Here is an 18,085-nt window from a genome sequence, read left to right on the forward strand (position 1 = left end):
AAAACATGTTTGGTCCAGATTTTAGAGACTTTGTATCACAGGAGCAGAGTCAGTCAAGTAAAATTTTAAAAAAATCGGATTCTGGAGATTCAGGTGCTGAAGAAGGATTCGAGATTTTAGGGCAAGAAGAAATTAAAGAGCATCGCCATTCTGAAGATTCAGGTAATTGTTCAGAGGCTGAAGGAGAGTTTGAAGTTTTAGATGGCAAAAGTCAAGAGATACCAGCTAATCCATGTGATGCACTCCCTGAAGATCTAAGTTTAGAGAGTGCAATACTTGCAAACTTTCCTGATGGTTGTGATAGGTCGCTTACCGTAGAATTAAAAGATGAAGTTTCATTTGATATCATTTCTAAAAGTTTAACTTTTGCTGAAATAACAAATATCCTAAATCAAGCTATACAAGAAGATAATTGTGAAGAACTAGACAAGGTTGTACAAAATATTGAAGATTATGAAGGCAGGTCTATTACGCTGGATAATGTAAATTTAAAGAGTTTTTGTGAGCAACAACTTAACTTAGATTTACAAGATAGAAGCGATCATCAACATATATACTCAAATGTACTATCACAGTATAAATTTGATCAAGAGGAGTTCAAGTATGATTATTCAGTAAAAGAATTGGTACTATTGGCAATTGCAGCTAATGACAAGCTGACAGAACGATATCAGGACATACTTTTTATTGAAGAAAATTTGAGTCTTTTACCTTTACTTGTTGGTGGTCAAGAATACGTTAAAGCTTTTATAGGAAGATTCCATGATACTGATGGGATTTATGGAAGATTAAAAGATCAAACTATACAACTTGTTGAACCTAATAAGATTGACTTTTTCTCAGTTATAGCACTAAGAAAAGAGCAAGAATTATTAAATGCAGTTTTTGTCGAATACGTTTTAAGAGATTTTGGACAGGTGTTAAAAACAAGTAATCCTGATTCTTTGTATGGTGTGCTTGAAACAGCGTCTCTGATCAAAAATAAAGAATTCATCACGATAGTGCTAGATACATTTGAAAGATATATTAATGAGCTAACTAAAAAAGCCTCAACAGAAGAGTTATTAAAAAAGAGCTTTGCTACCTTGTTAGAAACTGCGATAAGTCAAGAACACATATCTGTCGTTGAATACTTGTGCAAACGATACACTAATAGCACAGATCATGCCATTTACGATGTATATGAACAAGCATTTGCAGATGATAAAGTTATTACAATACTAAGGCAACAAATCCTGAAAAACATAGGAGCTCGTGGCAGAAAAGAAATTTATGATTTAATTCTGAAAACTGCATTGGATGCTGGCAATATTGCATTTATTGAGCACCTATGCAAAGAATGTGCTGAGTGCAGCAATGATGTTATTAATTATCTTGATCATAAATTTAAAAATAACGAATTTGATAAAATATATGAATCGATTCTAGTTGCATTGTCTAATACTGGAAGTCAAAACATTATAGCCAGTGTTCTAGCTCATGTTCAAATTTATCAAAGCATACCCAATAATAAACAGCAAGTAGTCAGGCAAACCATACAAAGTATACTGAGAAATGCTATAAAAGAAGCTAATTGTGAAGTTGTTGTACTCTTATGTCAGCATGTTGACCTAAAATTCGCAGCTCTTCAGGCAATATACAAGAAAGAATTTGAGAAAGTTTTACCAGTAGTTGCAGAACAGCTTGAAAAAATAAGTATGGAACTTTTTCCAAGTATGACTCGTAATGAGTATCAAAAAAGTAGAGATACTTTGGATAATCTATATCTAATTAGAAGTTTGTTAGAAAGTAGTAAATTAATCAATACTTCCAGTAAAGCAAATATACAGACACAAACAGGTACACAAGTTAATAAAGGAAGTAGTAATAATGCAGCATCACCTATCTCAGCTATGATAGGCGAAACTGCAACTTCAAACCAAGTAGTGAATGAAGAAAATAACAATCAATCAAAAAATCCAAGACTTGAAAAGTCTGGCAGTCAACAACCACAAGAAAATGTGGACAGACGAGAAAATATTATGAATAATGAAAAGGCTTCAATAGAAGAAGCTATAGGTAATGATTATAGGAGGGGTAAAAATAGTGCTAAAAAACGTAAAGAGAGAATAAAACGATCTAAAGAAGAAAAAAAGAAAAATGAACAAGAAAAAGAAGTGCAATTTAGAGAACTATATGTTGGTAAAAATGATGGCTCAAAGGTAATCACTGAAGTTGATAGTAGTAAGAAGAAACAAGCTCCTGGTCAACTTGCTGGATATGTAGAACAAACAGGTGGTCTAGGTTCTTCGAATGATAATAATCCTTTAGATAATGGCACAAATGGTGAGAAGAATTCTACGCTTAAAACTGATGAACAAGATACAAAACCAGCACCAATACTAGAACCAGTGCCTTCAGTAGCTAGCGAAAACTCTGAACAAGAAGATGGTACTCAAACTACCACCAGGCAGCAAGAACCGAATCCAATTCCAACGCCTACACCGGTGCCAACGCCGAACCTAACACCAACGCCAAATCCAATTCCAACACCTACGCCAGAGCCGACACCACAACCAACACCGGCACTGAAGCCAACACTAATACCTTCAGTAGCTAACAACAAATCTGAGCAGGTGAATAATGCTCAAAGTAATGGTAGACAGTCTGATAATCAAAACAATAAAGATATACAAGATGTTAGCGCTACTATAAGTGATCAGGTAACTTCTGTGAGTAGTGATACTGAAAACAATAAAGTGGAAAAAAGTGGTGTGAGTTTACAAAGCAGCGGCTATGTGGACAATAGCACAGTATTATCCTTTGTGGATAGAGAGCGTGTTATTCATGTTGATGCGCAGGTTTCAGGGGATGTGAGTTGTCTGGTTGAAACTATTAGTGAAGATACTGATGAAGTTGCAAGTAATCAAAATGGTGTACTTTTGCTGGAAGCTCAACCTATGGTACAGAGTTATGATTCAAGTGAAAAAGGTAATACTAATTTGCAAAGTGCAGGTGATAGTAGTGTAGGTGTAGTGTCAAAGAATGGTAGTGATCAACTACCTGCCGATAATCTAGAGCAGAATAGCAAAGGGGTGGATGATAGTAGTGTATCTGTGCAGTCTATAGGTATGGTGATAAGTCAATCTAATAGTGCTTCCACTATAACTCTGGATGATCACAAGCCTCTCATGAAAGATATAGAAAATGATAATGATCCAAGTGAAGAAGATAATGATTCTCCACAGAATATCAAAAAAAGCACATTGTCTACTATAGTTGTTTCAACACTAGTCGTGGCTGCAGTAGCTTCGATAGCTATCTCTGTTTACTTAGAAATGTTAGCAGTGGGGATAGCAGTTGGAGCTTGTTGTCTGGTTGCCGCTACAATTATATACTACTGTACACCTAAAAGCCAAGTTGAAAACAACGAGGTTGAAAAATCTTTCAACACGGGGAAAGTACCTACTGCCGTGCATGTATAATAAATATAGTAGTTTACCATTTAATAATTTATTATAATTATGTTAATTATCGGTAAATAAGGACTTGGTAAACTACGAAGAAATATTCTTGAATAAAATAAAAGATATAAAAGATGAGGGGCGCTACCGTGAATTTACGCACTTTGCGTCATTACCAGGTAGGCTCCCCCACATTATGGACTATGAAAGAAATAGGGAAGTAATCGTCTGGTGCAGTAATAACTATTTGGGAATGTCACAAAATGAGAGTGTAATTGCCGCTATCCAAAATTCATCTGTTGGTGCTGGAGGAACAAGAAATATATCTGGTACAACAAAAGAGGTTGTCGAACTTGAAAAATCCTTAGCTTGTTTGCATAAAAAAGAGGCTGCTTTAACTTTTGCTTGTGGCTACCTCGCTAACCAGACAACACTTAGCACTTTATCATCTGTTATTCCTGGCGTAGTAATTTTTTCAGACGAGAAGAACCATTCTTCAATGATAGAAGGCATAAAATCAGGAAAAAGACCAAAACATATATTTAAACACAATGATGTTGATCACTTAGAGCAGTTGTTAAAGTCCGTAGACACAAAAACACCAAAGATAATAGCACTTGAGTCCGTATATTCAATGGATGGCGATATAGCGCCGCTTGAAGCGATATGCGATCTTGCAGATCAACATAATGCAATTACCTATTTGGATGAGGTGCACGCAGTTGGCATGTATGGTTCACATGGTGGCGGAATTGCAGAAAGAGAAGGTCTGATGGATAGAATAACCGTTATTCAAGGTACACTATCGAAGGCTTTTGGAGTGATGGGTGGGTATATAGCGTCTTCAAAGAGCTTGGTAGATGTAATAAGAAGTTCCGCTCCAGGATTTATTTTCACCACTGCTATGTCGCCTGTTTTAGCAGCGGCAGCAAAGGCAAGCGTTGAGCACCTAAAATCGAGCAACATTGAAAGGGAAAAGCAAAAGCAAGTCGTTGAAAAAGTAAAAAACTCACTGAGAAATGCAGGAATTAACTTCATTCCAACAGAAACTCATATAATTCCAATAATAATTGGCGATTCAGAGTTATCCAAAAAAGCATCAAAATTATTATTTGATGAGCATGGAATATACGTTCAACATATAAATTACCCGACAGTTCCAAGAGGAACTGAGCGTTTCCGTATTACCCCTACACCTTATCATACAGATGAAATGATAGAGCATTTAACAGAATCTCTTGTAAAAGTTTTCGAAAAGTTATCTATCTTTGTAGCCTGTTTATGCTATAGCTAGTACAGCCCTACGTCATACCGCGATTTATTCGCGGTATCTCAGCATGGATTCCGCTAACAAGTAGCGGAATGACGAGTTTTACGCTTATCAAATTGTAGGTAAACATAAATTACTTTAGCTATAGTTTTATATCTCCAGCAATGATTAGCCCGTTGTCTTCCGTTAGCCTTCCACCGCTTTCTTGTAGAAAAAGTCTACCGAGCAAGGCTTTATATTTGTTAACTCCAGAGTAAACTGTTCCTCTGTGCCTTCCTGCTGCAAGGTATGCAAAGCCTAAAATTGTTGAACCTATGGAGCGTACATTACTATTGCCAGGCAGCAATTTATTTAACAAATTACCACTTACATCTATTAGACCCCCTTCACGGCTTTTCACTCGCATTTTTACATGACGAGATCTAAAATCCTCAAGAAAAGCACCTTTCTTTTCTTCTGCCCAAAAAGTTTCTCTAAGAGCCGGAGCATCAATTACAGCTGCCACAACTTTATTTTTATGAATGAGACAGACTGATACTGCAAAATAAACCATGCAACTAGAAAAGTTCTCCCTGCCCTCTATAGGTATAATAAACCAGGTATAAGTGTCATCTTTTACTTCTTGATCAGTATCATCTTCAAAAATAAAATCATAGTCTCGTTTGTAGTCGTGCAAGCAATCGTATATGGTTTGCTTGGATTTTGAATAAGTTTTATTGATAAAGTCTGCTGATTTAACATTAGAAATTTGCAATTCATTAAAATCGCGCATAAGCTGCCTGGAAGCATTACGCACAGAATCAAGCATCACATTAATTCGTGGTGATGAGATGGACATTCTTCTTTTTACTCTTTCACTCTTTCATAATAGCTGTCACCTGGAGTATATACTACAATTTTATCCTCTTCTTTTATAAACTGAGGCACGTTAACGCGCATTCCGTTTTCCAAAATTGCAGGCTTATAAGAAGCAGTAGCAGTTTGTCCTTTAATAACAGACTCTGTTTCTTTCACAGCAAGTCTAACATAATCAGGCACATGCGCAGAAATTATTTTGTCTTGATAAGCTACAACTTTAATTTTCATGTTATCCTGTAAATAAATCTTTTTTTCTCCCAATAAGTCCAAATTTATAGTGATTTGCTCGTAATTACTTGGATGCATAAGATTTACAATGTTTCCTTCAGTGAAAAGGTAAACATATTCCTCTTCATCTAAAATTGCCCTTCTGATTGTTGCATCAGAACGAAATCTTTCATAGTGTTTTGCTCCGGTTTTAATGTTTTTCATTTCAGCTTGTATGTATGCACCACCTTTACCAGGTTGAGTATGCATAATGCCTACAACCAAAAATAATCCGCCGTTATGTTCCAACACCTGACCTGGTCTGATATCGTTAGCTCTTTCTGCCATAATTACATTTTCAGTTTGATCTTACAATTATAAGTAGCTTTATATAAATATCAAAGTCTTTATTAGTCAATAAATTCTGGTATATTTAATACTATATACCTCCCCTTTATATTTATATGTGGAAATATCTCTTTAGTGAAAGATAGCATAATGCGTTTTTTTGTGTTGATAACTAAAATTTCTAATATATCCCCTGAGCCAAAATTATACACAGATTTTACATTGCCATATAATTCATTACTTTCCAGCCTTACTTCCATATCTACAAGGTCACTTTGGTAAAATTCATCCTCATCATTTAGCTCTGGTAACTTGCTTCTTTCTATATATAGCTTCTTATTCCTTAAAAGCTCTGCTTCATTACGGGAATTTACTCCGCTTATTGTAGCTATTACTAAATTATCACCTATGACGGATACTGAGTCTATTTTATAATTCTCATCACCACTTATTAGCTTACCATATAAGGAGATATTTTCAGGCTTTTCAGTAAAGGTTTTTACTTTAACAGCTCCTTTAATTCCGTGAGGAGAGGTAATAATTCCTAAGCATACCAGATTGTCGTTCATATTAATGCAAGTATCTAATCAGAAGATTTCTCAGATAAATATTGAGTCAAAATCTCGATGCCTTCATCAATCTCTTTTTCAGTGATAATGAGTGGAGGTAAAATTCTCACAACGTTATCTGATGTTACCCCAACAGTAAGCAAGCCGCGATGACTTAACTCTTCTGCACACTTTTGATTGTCTGCTTTCACTTTTATTCCAAGCATTAACCCTTTCCCTCTTGCTTCCTCTATTATTGGAAATTTACTTGCTAAGTCTTCTAGTTTATTTTTTAAGTATTTACCTCTAATTTCAACATTTTTCAAAAAGCCGGGGCTGAGCAATTCTTCGAGCACAGCATTACCTACTGAGGTTGCAAGCGGATTGCCACCAAAAGTGGAACCGTGCATACCGACCGCCATATATTTAGCAGCATTTTCAGTCGCAAGACAAGCCCCTAGCGGAAACCCGCCGCCTATTCCCTTTGCAAGGGCACATATATCAGGTTCCACTCCTATATGTTCGTATGCAAATAATTTTCCTGTCCTACCAGCACCGCATTGTACGCAATCAAAAAATAACAATATGTCATTTTCATCACACAGCTTTCTTAGTTCTTTCATAAAGACTTCATTCATTACTTTGATACCACCTTGCCCTTGTATTGGTTCTATTAATATAACGCCTATACCACTTGAAATTGCTTTCTTTACGCTCTCAATATTGGGCTCGATGTTATCACACCAATCAATGTAGGGATTTAGTAATTCAGAAAATTTCTGTTTATCGTTTGTAGCACAAGTTAAAAAGGTTCTTCCATGAAATGCACCATGAAATGTTAAAATTCTGTGACGATTTTTATTGCCTTTTCCATTTTGATAGATCCTAGCAATCTTAAGTCCACATTCTACTGCCTCTGATCCAGAATTTGAGAAAAATACAGTGTCAGCGAAACTGTTGTTTATTAATTTTTCTGCAAAATTATTGGCAGCAGGTATATTATAGGTATTTGATATATGCCATAATTTTTCTCCTTGCAATTTTAGAGCACTAATTAATCGCGAATTAGTGTGACCTAAGCTACTAACGGCTATTCCGGAGTGAAAATCTACGTAGCGCTCACCATCAACATCATATAGGTAGATACCTTTGCCATGAGAAAAATTTATATTAACAGGAGAATAAACTGGCAAAATAGGAGAAATTGTCATAAAATATTATATGCTAAATTTTATTATTAATAACATAAAAACCGTTGTTTCACAATAAGAAGGACATGTATAAGCTAGGTAAATTGATGTTTTCTGCGTTGAAGAAAAACAAATACACAAAAGTTATTGTATTACTCTCATCGATCTTTATGATTTTATTCAGTGTGATATATTGTAATCATTTACTAAGGAGTAATTTCCTTTCTTCTTACCGTGATTCAAGTGTAAACTTAAAAAGCGTACTGGAAAATGGCATAATAAAAAAATACCATTATTTACTAATAGAAAAGCATCACATTAAATACAAAATTTTTGACTACATAAACCAACTAGTAAAACTACGTGCTGAATTATTACAATCAGTGAGCAAAGTAAAGGATTTCAGCTTAATACTGTATGATCAAAACGGCAGAATAATATTCAGTAATTTTAACACTCAAGATTATGATTATGAACAGTTACTTACAAACGATGAAATTGATAAACTATTAAGTAACCAAGAAATATTTTATACTACAGGAAATACATCAACTTCTATTTTCCCTATATTCCATGAAAATAGCGTTAAACCGTCGTTTTTTTTGAAGATTCTTCGAAACTACAATAATTCTTATGTTATAGCATATGGCCTGTTTTTAACATTTTTGGGCCTATTATTAATAATCTTAATATTAATAATGTTCTATTTGCACTTTTCTAATACCCAAATGCTAGCCAAGCAACATAAAACTAACATTGAATTACAGCAGATAAAAGAGGCATTAGAGCAAGAAAATGCAAATAAGCTAAAATTTTTTGCAAGCGTTACACATGAATTACGCACACCTCTTAATGCTATTATTGGATTTGCGGAGTTGATCAAAAATAAAACTTTAGGTTCAATGGATAATTCTCAATACAAGGAGTATGCAGACGATATATATAATGCAGGGACGCATTTACTTGCTTTAATTAACGATGTGCTCGATTTTTCTAAAGCTGAATCAAGTAGTTTAACAGTAGAAAAAGTGAAGTTTAACCTGAACAAAATAATGGATTCATGCATAAATATGCTATTACCTAAATTAAGAGAAACTGAGATTAATTTAAAAAAAGAGATACCTAATAAGCAATTATTAGTTATTGCAGATCCTAAGAGAATGAAACAAGTTATAATAAATTTATTATCAAACTCAATCAAATTTACCCCAAAGGGTGGTTTAATAAGAATGGTGGTAAAAGAAAATATAGAAAAAAACTTATTAACTATTGAGTTTCATGACAATGGAATAGGAATAATGCAGCAGGACATATATAAAGTTATGTCTGTTTTTGGCCAAGCAGATTCGGGGTATAGAAACGAAGGTACGGGCATCGGATTGCCGCTAAGCAAGAAATTAGTAGAGTTAATGGGTGGAACTTTTGACATTAAAAGTGAAGCAAAACTTGGTACTACGATAACATTGAACTTCTTTTATGAAGAACAAACATGTGAAGATTCGATTGATTTTTAATAGGATCTATTTGATATGGCCTTACATCAGACGAAAACCACACTTTATCAAAAGCGGCAAGCCGAGAAGGTAGGCAGAAATTCATCAATAAGCCCCCATCAAGAATCTTATCTGTTAGCTATATATAAAATTTGATACTCTGACTACAATATACTACTATAGATAGAAGTGTTATTAATGGAGCAAGGTATGGAATTAGCAGTAGGAAATAATGCACCCGATTTTAGCTTGCCAGCAGATTCTGGTGAAAATTTATCACTGAGTGAATTTTTTGATAAAAAAAATGTAGTTCTTTATTTTTATCCTAAAGACGATACTCCGAGTTGTACAATGGAGGCAAAAGGCTTTAGAGATAAAATAGATGATTTTTCTTCCCTTGACACAGTGATAATTGGTGTATCAAAAGATAGTGTTAAGTGCCACGCTAACTTCAAAGCAAAATATTCTCTGCCGTTTTCTTTAGTTTCTGATGAGAATGCTGAAATGTTGGGAAAATATGGTGTTTGGGTAGAGAAAAGTATGTTTGGCAAAAAGTATATGGGAATAGAACGCACTACTTTTTTAATAGATAAAAAAGGTAAAATAGTGAAGATCTGGAAAAATGTAAAAGTTAGTGGACATGTTGATGAGGTTCTGGAAGAAGTAAAGAGAATATAAACTAAAGAATAGGTTAATGGCTACCCATTGCTACATAAAAAAGCTGAAATTACATAATTTTCGTAGCCACTCAAACTTTGAACTGGATTCAGATGATAGCTCAGTTGTAATAACTGGCAAAAACGGTATTGGTAAAACTAATATACTTGAAGCAATCTCGTTGCTTGCTAAAAGCAATGGAATGAAAAAAGCAAAAGCCAGTGAGATACAAAATAGATTCAGTAATGAAGATTGGGTAGTGCACTATGATTTTTTTAATGGAATGGATTTTAATTCAATTGGTATCGCAAAGAGTTTTGATAAGAAACTAATACAAATTGATGGAAAAACGCAATCGAGTTATTCATCTCTGTATAAGATATCCAATGTAATATGGCTAATTCCACAAATGGACTATGTTCTTCTTAATTCTCCAAGTGACAGATTAAAATTTTTAGACCGTATAGTCTCACTGTTTGAGGAAAATTACACTTGCTGCTACATGAAACACAGAAAAGCTAAACGTGAGCGAAGTAAACTGTTGAGAGAGAACACCTTGGACGAAAATTGGCTCTCTAGTCTTGAAAACATAATGGCCGTTAATGCAGTTAGTATTTTACGTATGCGATCGTCTGTTTTAAAGACACTACAAGACACAATTGATAACCATTCCAGTGAGTTTTTTCCGAAGGCAAGTTTGAAATTCAGCAGCCAGATAACTTTGGACGATACTGCAGAATATTTTCAGAATCGTCTAAAGGAAAACAGAGAAAAAGACTCATTGACTGGTAGAGTAACCTTTGGTGTGCATAACGATAATTTTCGGGTTTTTTGTCAAAAAAGAAACGTACCAATAAATCTGTGCTCCACTGGAGAACAAAAGTTATTACTGCTTTCTATTATTTTATCCAGTGTAAAAGCAAGGTGTATTCATTACAATAAGGCACCACTTCTTCTACTTGATGATATAATGTCTCATCTGGATAAACATTACAGAAAGGCGTTAATAGAGGAAGTGTTAAGTATTCAATGTCAAACTTGGATAACTGATGTAAATCAAGATAATTTCAATAGCTATCTTTATTCTTTCAAGTTTTTTGAATTATCAAATGAATTAAATGCAAAACTTCCTTGACAAACCTCGCCAGCCCCCTTATTATGAAACTGAAGCTATTTATTTATCTTCGCAATCTGTGCAGGTTAATGACAAAAAACTTAGGGTATTTGGCGTCTCATGTTTAATTTTTCGCACTACGTGCATCGCATGTCTTTAAAAATTTCTGGGTTTTTACCTATATAAGCCGAAACGCGCTTACAAAGCGTTTAAGACAGCAAAAAACGTCAAATTGACAAGGGAGAATTTGAATGCTAGCTACTACGGGGTTTCTTTGCCTTTTTTCCTGCTTAGTAAATTTCTTAAACACTTGCGGTGTAGGTTAGTTGCAAGTTAAAAGCAGCTAAATCGCTCTTAATCAAGCGTTTTAGAATAAAAAAACGCCGATATTTTAGTACATAGTAAATAGCCAACCACCACGGGGCTTCTTTTGCCTTTTTTTCGTTTGGTAAATTTCTTAAATATTTATGGCTAAACGACAACCGTCATCCCGCTACTTGTTAGCGGCTGAGATACCGCGAATGAATCGCGGTATGAAGGTTTGCGGTGACATGACGATAACCTTGTCATTCCAGCGCGTGACGCTGGAATCCAGCTTTTGATCGAAAATGTTGTATAGTGCGTTTGTTTACAATTTTTCTGGATCCCAGTGTCTGGGCACTGGGATGACACCTTTGTGTTTGAGGCAAAATCGGCTATAACACTTAACACGCGAATTCTGGATTAAAGGAGAATAGAAAAGGCAGAAAACAGGGTAACTCAGCAATTATAAAAAAATAGATGAGGTTACCCATGGAAGATATAACAAAACTGTTTTGTTTGGTCGATGATTTTTGCAGAGATATAGAGAAAAATTTTGCAGGCAAACTACTGCCAAATGGTAAAAAACCCACAAGAACAACGGAAATTGAGCACTCTGAAATCATGACAATAATCCTGCTATATCAACAATCTCCGTGTAAAAATTTCAAAACTTTCTATCTACATTACCTAACGTTGCTCTACAAATCAGAGTTTCCAAAGTTGCCTTCATATACCAGGTTTGTTGCTCTAAAGCCTAGGGTTTTGTGGCATTTAGCAATGTTGTTGCATTGGCTTTGTGGACAGTCAGAAAACACTGGAATTTCATATATAGACACAACTCCCATTGCAGTTTGTCATGCAAAAAGAATATCCAAAAACAAAGTTTTTGCTGGAATTGCAAAATTAAGCAAGAGTACTTACGGCTGGTTTTTTGGTTTCAAATTACATATGGTAATCAATGAAAATGGTGAAATTCATGCACTTACGCTAACAAAAGGCAATGTTGATGATAGGATACCTGTGCCAAATTTGACGGAAAAATTAACCGGCCTTTTGTTTGGTGACAAAGGTTATATTGCAAAAGAGCTTTTTCAGAAGCTGTTTGACCGAGGTTTGAAACTTGTTACCAAGGTGAAAAAAGGTATGAAAAATACATTAATTTCGCTAAATGAGAAGATTTTACTGAGAAAAAGGTCTATCATTGAGACTGTTTTTGGTTACCTAAAAAATAGACTAGAAATTGAACACACTCGCCATAGATCCCCTGTTGATTTCTTGGTTCATATCTTTTCTACTCTCATCTCCTATTCCATCAAATCCAAAAAGCCTTCTATTTCCTATACTTCCTTCCTTAATCCAGAATTCGCGTTATAAGCTTCCCCCAGGGTGGTTATGTGACATTATTATGAATGTTGCATTTTTTATTAATGCTTTTCTTGTAATTTCCTTTATGTATACCGGTGCTTTTTCCATTTCACCAATATAGGATTCCTCTCCAATTAGCTGGCGCCTGGTATTCAAGTACAGTATTTTTACACATTCCCTTTCTGAGTGGCCTATACTTACGTTTAAATATTCTACTAGCCCTTGTAAGTTATCCATTATTGGCTCACTCTTGAGCTTTTCTCTAAGTACCCTTTCTAGCGTTTCCTTAACGCACATAATCATTGCTATTGAAGAATCAGTTACTCCTTCTATAACTTTCAGGTCATCCATTTCTCGGCCTAAAATCCTTCCTACTCCTGCATAGGTATTCACCAGATTTTTAGCAATTTCTTGAGCCTGTGGCCTTTCATGTACTGCACTTAGAAACGTTTCCATTATTTCACGATCAAGTAGTGCTTTACCTTTGCTTTCTAATATTCTAAATTCTATTTCTTCTTTACTTTTATTCATATAATTTACCTTTCACTAACAACAAACTTTTTTTTAATGTTTACTGCTGTTTTTTATCAGCATTGGCATAGCTTGCGAGTGAAGTCAAATCAATTTCTCAATCTTTTTTATTTATTTTTTTATGAGATAGTAAGGATATTAATAGTTACTAGTTTCTTTAAACGATGTCGTTGTATTTTTATACACCAATTTGACGTCTCCTATAGCTTTAAACTCATCGCATCCATTTGCTAGCCCTTTTAGGTACTTTATAGCAGAGTTAATAAAAGATGTACAAGTTGACGTCTAAAGCAGAAGATGCTATTCTTAGGCCATCTGTGACAGTCGTTTTTTTTCTCTAACATACCCAAAGTTTAAAAAAATAAGATTTAAACACAAAAGAGTTGAATATTTCTTCAGAATTGTGTATAATTATTAATGCTTTTTAGGTTAGTTCGTTATGGCTCTTTCGAAGTTTCTCGATCCCAAAAATGATGTCGCCTTTCGCCGTATATTTGGTACAGAAAAGAATAAAGATATCCTCATTCACTTTCTCAATGATATTCTGGGTTTTACTGGCAAAAATGAAATAAAGGATATAGAGTTTTTAAGTACTATTCAAGACCCTGATATTGCCTCTAAAAAGCAAAGCATTGTTGATGTATTATGTAGAGATTCCACAGGGGTGCAATGGATTATTGAAATGCAGGTCGCTAAAACCAAAGGCTTCGAAAAACGTGCCCAATACTATGCTGCTAAAGCCTATTCAAGACAAGCCGATAAAGGTGATCAATACCAAGACCTTAAGGAAATTATCTTTATTGCTATAGCAGATTGTGTTTTATTTCCTGATAAGTCTGAGTATAAATCAAAGCACACTATTCGAGATGAAGATACTAATGAGCATGATCTAAAAGATTTTTACTTCATATTTATTGAATTGCCAAAGTTTCCAAAAACCAAAGAGGATCAGCTTTCAAGTATAGTTGAAAAATGGATATACTTCTTTAAATATGCAGATGAGACTAGCGAAGAAGAGCTGGAAAAAATAATAGGTAGCGATCTAATAATTAAAAAGGCCTATGAAGAGCTAAATAAATTCAACTGGTCAGAAAAAGAATTTATTGCCTATGAACAGGAAATAAAACGTATTCTTGATGAACAGGCTGTCCTCGCTCAAAAACTTGATGATGCTACTCAAAAAGGCATCAAAATCGGTGAAGAGAAGGGCGAAAAACAGGCTAAAATAGCAGTGGCAAAGGAAATGCTTATTGATAAAATGGATATCAACACTATTGCCAAATTTACTGGACTGCACATCAGTGAAATCGAGAAACTTTGTTCAGAGATTGCTAATGATACTTTATAACGATAATATAATTGAGTGCTTAATGACATTAAGGATAATAATATCGATGAAGTAAGCATCTGCTTCCCCTTACTACCCATGGTTGGCGTTGATTTTTGCTAGCTCTTTTAGAAAAGAGAGTTATAATGTCAACTGAAAGTGAGAAAAATGATCATGGTAAGCTAGATAAAATTATTCTTAGTTTGAAATTGGTATAAGGTATTAAGATGAAAAAATTGAAATTTCAGAATTACTAAAAAGAATAGCAATCTGTTTACTATGTGTGGCAACTATTGTCTCTATCGCTTTTTTGTTTGCCTATATGCATACGATGTTGCTTAGTAAAGGGTATGAGTTAGCCGCACATTATCTTAGTGAAACCATGCCTTTTGTGTTACTTGTCGTTTTCTTTTTTATTGCTTGGTTTATATATGATCAAATATTCAGCAAACTAAAGGAAGTAGAGCTGCCTATATCGATAGAATTAGCTAATTCAGATGATAAAAGAATAACATTTGCTGATGTTATAATTGATGACTCCTTAAAACAAAGGTTGCAGATGATTTGCTGTGACAAGATGAAGGAAGAAATGCGCAAGTTGTTTGGAGATAAAAGTATTAATTCACTAAAAGGTTACATGTTACATGGCCCTCCTGGAAATGGTAAAACGCTTATTGCTTGTGCAATTGCAGGTGAATCAAATATGAATTTCATAAGCATCTCAGGCCCTGAACTTATTGGAGTATATATTGGTCATGGTGCACATGCTGTACGCGAGCTTTTTAAAATAGCAAAAAAATATTCTCCTTGTATAGTCTTTATAGATGAAATAGATGCAGTTGCTCAAAAAAGAAGTACCGCTAATAACTCAGCTTACCATTGTCGAGAGAGTTTAACACAGTTATTAACTGAAATAGATGGATTTAAGAGCAGAAAAGATATAATAGTAATTGGTGCAACTAACCTTATCGGTGATATAGGTCCAGCACTTACTAGACCTGGACGTTTAGGTAATAAGGTTTATGTCCCTAATCCAAACATAGAAGCGAGACAAAAGATATTGGAACTTTATATGCAAGGTATAGAAACCGATAATAAGTTAAACCTTAAAAAAATTGCAGAAGATACTGCAGGCTGTTCTGGAGCTGAGTTAGAGCAATTAGTAAGTGAGGCAAAAATGTGTGCTGTTAAAGAAAGACGGTCTAAGGTTAGTGAAAAAGATTTCTATGACTCGCTTCGTCATATGTTGTATTCAGAAAGAAGATGTCTACCAAAGTCATATTCAAGCGTACAGACACAGACAGAAGCACCTTATTCTATTTGGAGTTAAAACTATCATAAATTTTTCTGTTATTTCTAAATGAATTGCTATTAACTTAGTAATATGTACCACTAATAACTTAAACAATCCAACCATTTCCAGCACCCAAAACCAGCAAGCGTGAGAAGTTTTCGTTTTGGGATGGGTTGGTCTAGAGTTAAGATCTTGGATATTTTTGAGCACCTTTAGTAAGTAAGCGTTTCCTCTATTTTCAAGTTTGAGGTTTAGTCACTATTTGTATTGCTCTGCCTCTGATGCTCTCTCCTTTGATAGTAATTTTTATATCATTACACTCCAAGTATAATATGTTGTGTTGCACAATGTTATGCAAAAGAGTATAATAAAACTTATATCAAATACTTTACAAGAAAAAGTGGTGGTAGAGGCAAAAGTGAACATTAATAAGAAGGAAAGCGCATGCTAAAGCTTGAAAAAGCAGCAAGAATAAAAGATATTATTGAAAGGTTAAATGGTGTGTGATATAATATAGTGTAAGAATGTAAATAATTTTATTGACATCTTTACGTTAACACTTCTTAAATGTTTAGTACTGTAGAATTAAATTATTAAGCTTTATGAGTGGAGTAAAAATGGCAGAAAACCTTATAGGCAACAACAAAGACAATGATTTAATAGAGGGAGCAAAAATAATGGAAAATTTTTCAGATAATAACGGAAACGGTAGCTCAATCTTCCAAGGAAAAATCAGGGAGCAAGATTTCTCTGCGGAGAAGAAGTTAAATGAACTAAAAGCAGCCATAGAGGAGCTTAACAGACAAGATTTGCTCAGAAGGCTCGAGTGTGAGCATCAGGCTTCTAGCTGTATCGATGAAGTATCATCTCAAGCAGAGATACATATCAAAGATGATGAGGATTACTTCAATGGTGAAAGAGAAAGAGTACTCGGAGATTTCTGGAATTTCTTTGAATCTCTCTTCAACCTCTTTGAAGTAGATGTAGATGATCCGAAAATCTACCAAATGTTCAAGGAGAAGAAAGAAAAGAACCTGATTGCTGCGATAATGAAGTTTTTGCGTGATAAGCTTAAGGAGTTAATCAAGAACATCTTCACAAGTAATTTAGATTTGAGTTGGGACAAGAGGTTGGACAAAGAGATAAAAGAATTGCAGGAGAAATTGGGCAGTGGTGAGTTATCAGAAGAGGAGTTTGCAAGGGTGTTAGAGAGGCTCGATGCTCTACAAAATCTTAAACTAAAGTTACAGCTCGCCGTTACCGGATGGATTATTACAATGTTCGCAGAGATGTTTGGAGTTGAGCTAGCAGCTATAGTAGAGGCATCTAAAGAAGAAACAGCTAAAGCAGAAGATAAAAAAGCAGAAAAAACATCATTAAAGGAAGAAGCAATTAAAGAAGTTCGTAAAGACGTAGAAATCAAGGTAGACGAAAGAGAAAAACCTAAAGTGCCGGTTTTCCTTTTTGACGTTTCACCCAGATTTGTAAGACCGGTTGTTCTGAACAAACCAGAACTTGAAATTATGTCAGATCCTTTGAAATATCTATTGCGTCTTACTGAGCTTGAAAGAAAATCTCATGAAAATTCACAAAAACTAGAAAAAGTGAACGAAGAGAAAAAAGCGAAGCCGGCAGAACCGAAGGTAGCTGAGCGTCCACCTACTCCAAAGACTGCACCGAATATGACAGGGGCGGGGCCAAGAGTTGTTCAAAAAACTTTAGAACATTCTGGTAAGGATGACAGGGATGATCTGAGTGATGTTAATAGTAAAGAAGTACCAACAATCAAATCTACTAATGTAACCAAGTCTATTAGTGAGCAAAGAACGGATGACGCTTTCGCTGAATTTGCAAAAGAATTTGCCAATTTTAGAATGACTACTTGGAATGGTGCTGAGAATGAAGGTTCTGTGAATAATGCTCAACCACCAAAAGGATTGACTAATGATGTAAAAGTTGAGAAATGTGTAGAAGGTCAGTCAGTAGGGAAGACATAATCATGAAAATAGTTATATTCCAGTGTCTGGGCACTGGGATGACAAGAAAAAGAGGTACTGGTATGACATTAAAGAGTAGGAGTTGATGATAAAAAGAAACACAGGTGTCATTCAGCGTCTTTTTTTGTCATTCCAGCGCG

The 18,085-nt window shown here is 34.8% G+C and carries 14 protein-coding genes; 9 read left to right on the forward strand and 5 right to left on the reverse strand.

The genetic code is table 11. The features are described 5' to 3' along the window. Window positions 1–5: 5 nt before the first annotated feature. Together OPR17_RS03535 and hemA are read left to right on the forward strand one after the other, a co-directional pair. Complete coding sequence (locus OPR17_RS03535; RefSeq protein WP_265022107.1) at window positions 6–3,464, forward strand: host RNA manipulator TomO; 3,459 nt, start codon at window positions 6–8, stop codon at window positions 3,462–3,464. A gap of 64 nt (window positions 3,465–3,528) precedes the next feature. Further along, window positions 3,529–4,737, forward strand: a complete 1,209-nt coding sequence (gene hemA, locus OPR17_RS03540; protein WP_265022108.1) for a 5-aminolevulinate synthase — start codon at window positions 3,529–3,531, stop codon at window positions 4,735–4,737. 118 nt (window positions 4,738–4,855) lie between these two features. Here hemA and OPR17_RS03545 read toward each other — a convergent pair whose 3' ends face one another. The 4 genes from OPR17_RS03545 to OPR17_RS03560 form a co-directional block, all read right to left on the reverse strand. After that, window positions 4,856–5,551 carry an inositol monophosphatase family protein gene (locus OPR17_RS03545; protein ID WP_265022109.1) on the reverse strand — a complete coding sequence of 232 codons (696 nt, stop codon included), beginning with the start codon at window positions 5,549–5,551 and terminating at the stop codon, window positions 4,856–4,858. Window positions 5,552–5,559: 8 nt separating this feature from the next. Further along, the gene (gene efp / locus OPR17_RS03550) at window positions 5,560–6,126 is read right to left on the reverse strand and encodes an elongation factor P (RefSeq protein WP_265022110.1); all 567 of its coding nucleotides are present in this window, start codon (window positions 6,124–6,126) and stop codon (window positions 5,560–5,562) included. 62 nt (window positions 6,127–6,188) lie between these two features. Beyond that, entirely contained in the window at window positions 6,189–6,695 is a 507-nt protein-coding gene (rimM, locus tag OPR17_RS03555) for a ribosome maturation factor RimM (protein ID WP_265022111.1), read from the reverse strand. 14 nt (window positions 6,696–6,709) lie between these two features. Continuing rightward, window positions 6,710–7,885, reverse strand: a complete 1,176-nt coding sequence (locus OPR17_RS03560; protein WP_265022112.1) for an aspartate aminotransferase family protein — start codon at window positions 7,883–7,885, stop codon at window positions 6,710–6,712. Between the two features lie 65 nt (window positions 7,886–7,950). On the opposite strand from OPR17_RS03560, the gene OPR17_RS03565 reads away from it, so the two are divergent. The 4 genes from OPR17_RS03565 to OPR17_RS03580 all read left to right on the forward strand — a co-directional run bounded on the left by OPR17_RS03565 (window position 7,951) and on the right by OPR17_RS03580 (window position 12,805). Continuing rightward, window positions 7,951–9,378 (forward strand): sensor histidine kinase, encoded by a 1,428-nt coding sequence (locus tag OPR17_RS03565; protein WP_320109872.1) that lies wholly within the window; start codon window positions 7,951–7,953, stop codon window positions 9,376–9,378. A 189-nt stretch (window positions 9,379–9,567) separates the two neighbouring features. Beyond that, a complete protein-coding gene (gene bcp / locus OPR17_RS03570) occupies window positions 9,568–10,035 on the forward strand; it encodes a thioredoxin-dependent thiol peroxidase (protein ID WP_265022160.1) in 468 nt (155 codons plus the stop codon). A 16-nt stretch (window positions 10,036–10,051) separates the two neighbouring features. Beyond that, window positions 10,052–11,149, forward strand: a complete 1,098-nt coding sequence (recF, locus tag OPR17_RS03575) for a DNA replication/repair protein RecF (RefSeq protein ID WP_265022114.1) — start codon at window positions 10,052–10,054, stop codon at window positions 11,147–11,149. 771 nt (window positions 11,150–11,920) lie between these two features. Then, window positions 11,921–12,805 carry an IS982 family transposase gene (locus tag OPR17_RS03580; protein ID WP_265021329.1) on the forward strand — a complete coding sequence of 295 codons (885 nt, stop codon included), beginning with the start codon at window positions 11,921–11,923 and terminating at the stop codon, window positions 12,803–12,805. Here the strand turns inward: OPR17_RS03580 and OPR17_RS03585 are convergent. Beyond that, a complete protein-coding gene (locus OPR17_RS03585) occupies window positions 12,800–13,327 on the reverse strand; it encodes a JAB domain-containing protein (protein ID WP_265022115.1) in 528 nt (175 codons plus the stop codon). The two genes, OPR17_RS03580 and OPR17_RS03585, sit on opposite strands and share 6 nt — an antisense overlap. Before the next feature lie 439 nt (window positions 13,328–13,766). Here OPR17_RS03585 and OPR17_RS03590 point away from each other — a divergent pair, with 439 nt between their 5' ends. The 3 genes from OPR17_RS03590 to OPR17_RS03600 all read left to right on the forward strand — a co-directional run bounded on the left by OPR17_RS03590 (window position 13,767) and on the right by OPR17_RS03600 (window position 17,945). After that, complete coding sequence (locus tag OPR17_RS03590; protein ID WP_265022116.1) at window positions 13,767–14,675, forward strand: Rpn family recombination-promoting nuclease/putative transposase; 909 nt, start codon at window positions 13,767–13,769, stop codon at window positions 14,673–14,675. A 262-nt stretch (window positions 14,676–14,937) separates the two neighbouring features. Next, window positions 14,938–15,984 carry an ATP-binding protein gene (locus tag OPR17_RS03595; protein ID WP_265022117.1) on the forward strand — a complete coding sequence of 349 codons (1,047 nt, stop codon included), beginning with the start codon at window positions 14,938–14,940 and terminating at the stop codon, window positions 15,982–15,984. Window positions 15,985–16,565: 581 nt separating this feature from the next. Further along, entirely contained in the window at window positions 16,566–17,945 is a 1,380-nt protein-coding gene (locus OPR17_RS03600; protein ID WP_406828679.1) for a hypothetical protein, read from the forward strand. Window positions 17,946–18,085 lie beyond the last annotated feature (140 nt).

Origin of the sequence: Wolbachia endosymbiont (group A) of Icerya purchasi, from assembly GCF_947251635.1 — a bacterium.
In the GTDB taxonomy this organism is placed as follows: domain Bacteria; phylum Pseudomonadota; class Alphaproteobacteria; order Rickettsiales; family Anaplasmataceae; genus Wolbachia; species Wolbachia pipientis.

Bases quoted from the DNA above. Each gene is read 5' to 3' on its own strand.
- OPR17_RS03535 (WP_265022107.1), top strand. From the start codon at position 6: ATGTTTGGTCCAGATTTTAGAGACTTTGTATCACAGGAGCAGAGTCAG.
- OPR17_RS03565 (WP_320109872.1), top strand. From the start codon at position 7,951: ATGTATAAGCTAGGTAAATTGATGTTTTCTGCGTTGAAGAAAAACAAA.
- OPR17_RS03585 (WP_265022115.1), bottom strand. From the start codon at position 13,327: ATGAATAAAAGTAAAGAAGAAATAGAATTTAGAATATTAGAAAGCAAA.
- OPR17_RS03600 (WP_406828679.1), top strand. From the start codon at position 16,566: ATGGCAGAAAACCTTATAGGCAACAACAAAGACAATGATTTAATAGAG.
- recF (WP_265022114.1), top strand. From the start codon at position 10,052: ATGGCTACCCATTGCTACATAAAAAAGCTGAAATTACATAATTTTCGT.
- OPR17_RS03580 (WP_265021329.1), top strand. From the start codon at position 11,921: ATGGAAGATATAACAAAACTGTTTTGTTTGGTCGATGATTTTTGCAGA.
- OPR17_RS03590 (WP_265022116.1), top strand. From the start codon at position 13,767: ATGGCTCTTTCGAAGTTTCTCGATCCCAAAAATGATGTCGCCTTTCGC.
- OPR17_RS03560 (WP_265022112.1), bottom strand. From the start codon at position 7,885: ATGACAATTTCTCCTATTTTGCCAGTTTATTCTCCTGTTAATATAAAT.
- OPR17_RS03545 (WP_265022109.1), bottom strand. From the start codon at position 5,551: ATGTCCATCTCATCACCACGAATTAATGTGATGCTTGATTCTGTGCGT.
- efp (WP_265022110.1), bottom strand. From the start codon at position 6,126: ATGGCAGAAAGAGCTAACGATATCAGACCAGGTCAGGTGTTGGAACAT.
- bcp (WP_265022160.1), top strand. From the start codon at position 9,568: ATGGAATTAGCAGTAGGAAATAATGCACCCGATTTTAGCTTGCCAGCA.
- rimM (WP_265022111.1), bottom strand. From the start codon at position 6,695: ATGAACGACAATCTGGTATGCTTAGGAATTATTACCTCTCCTCACGGA.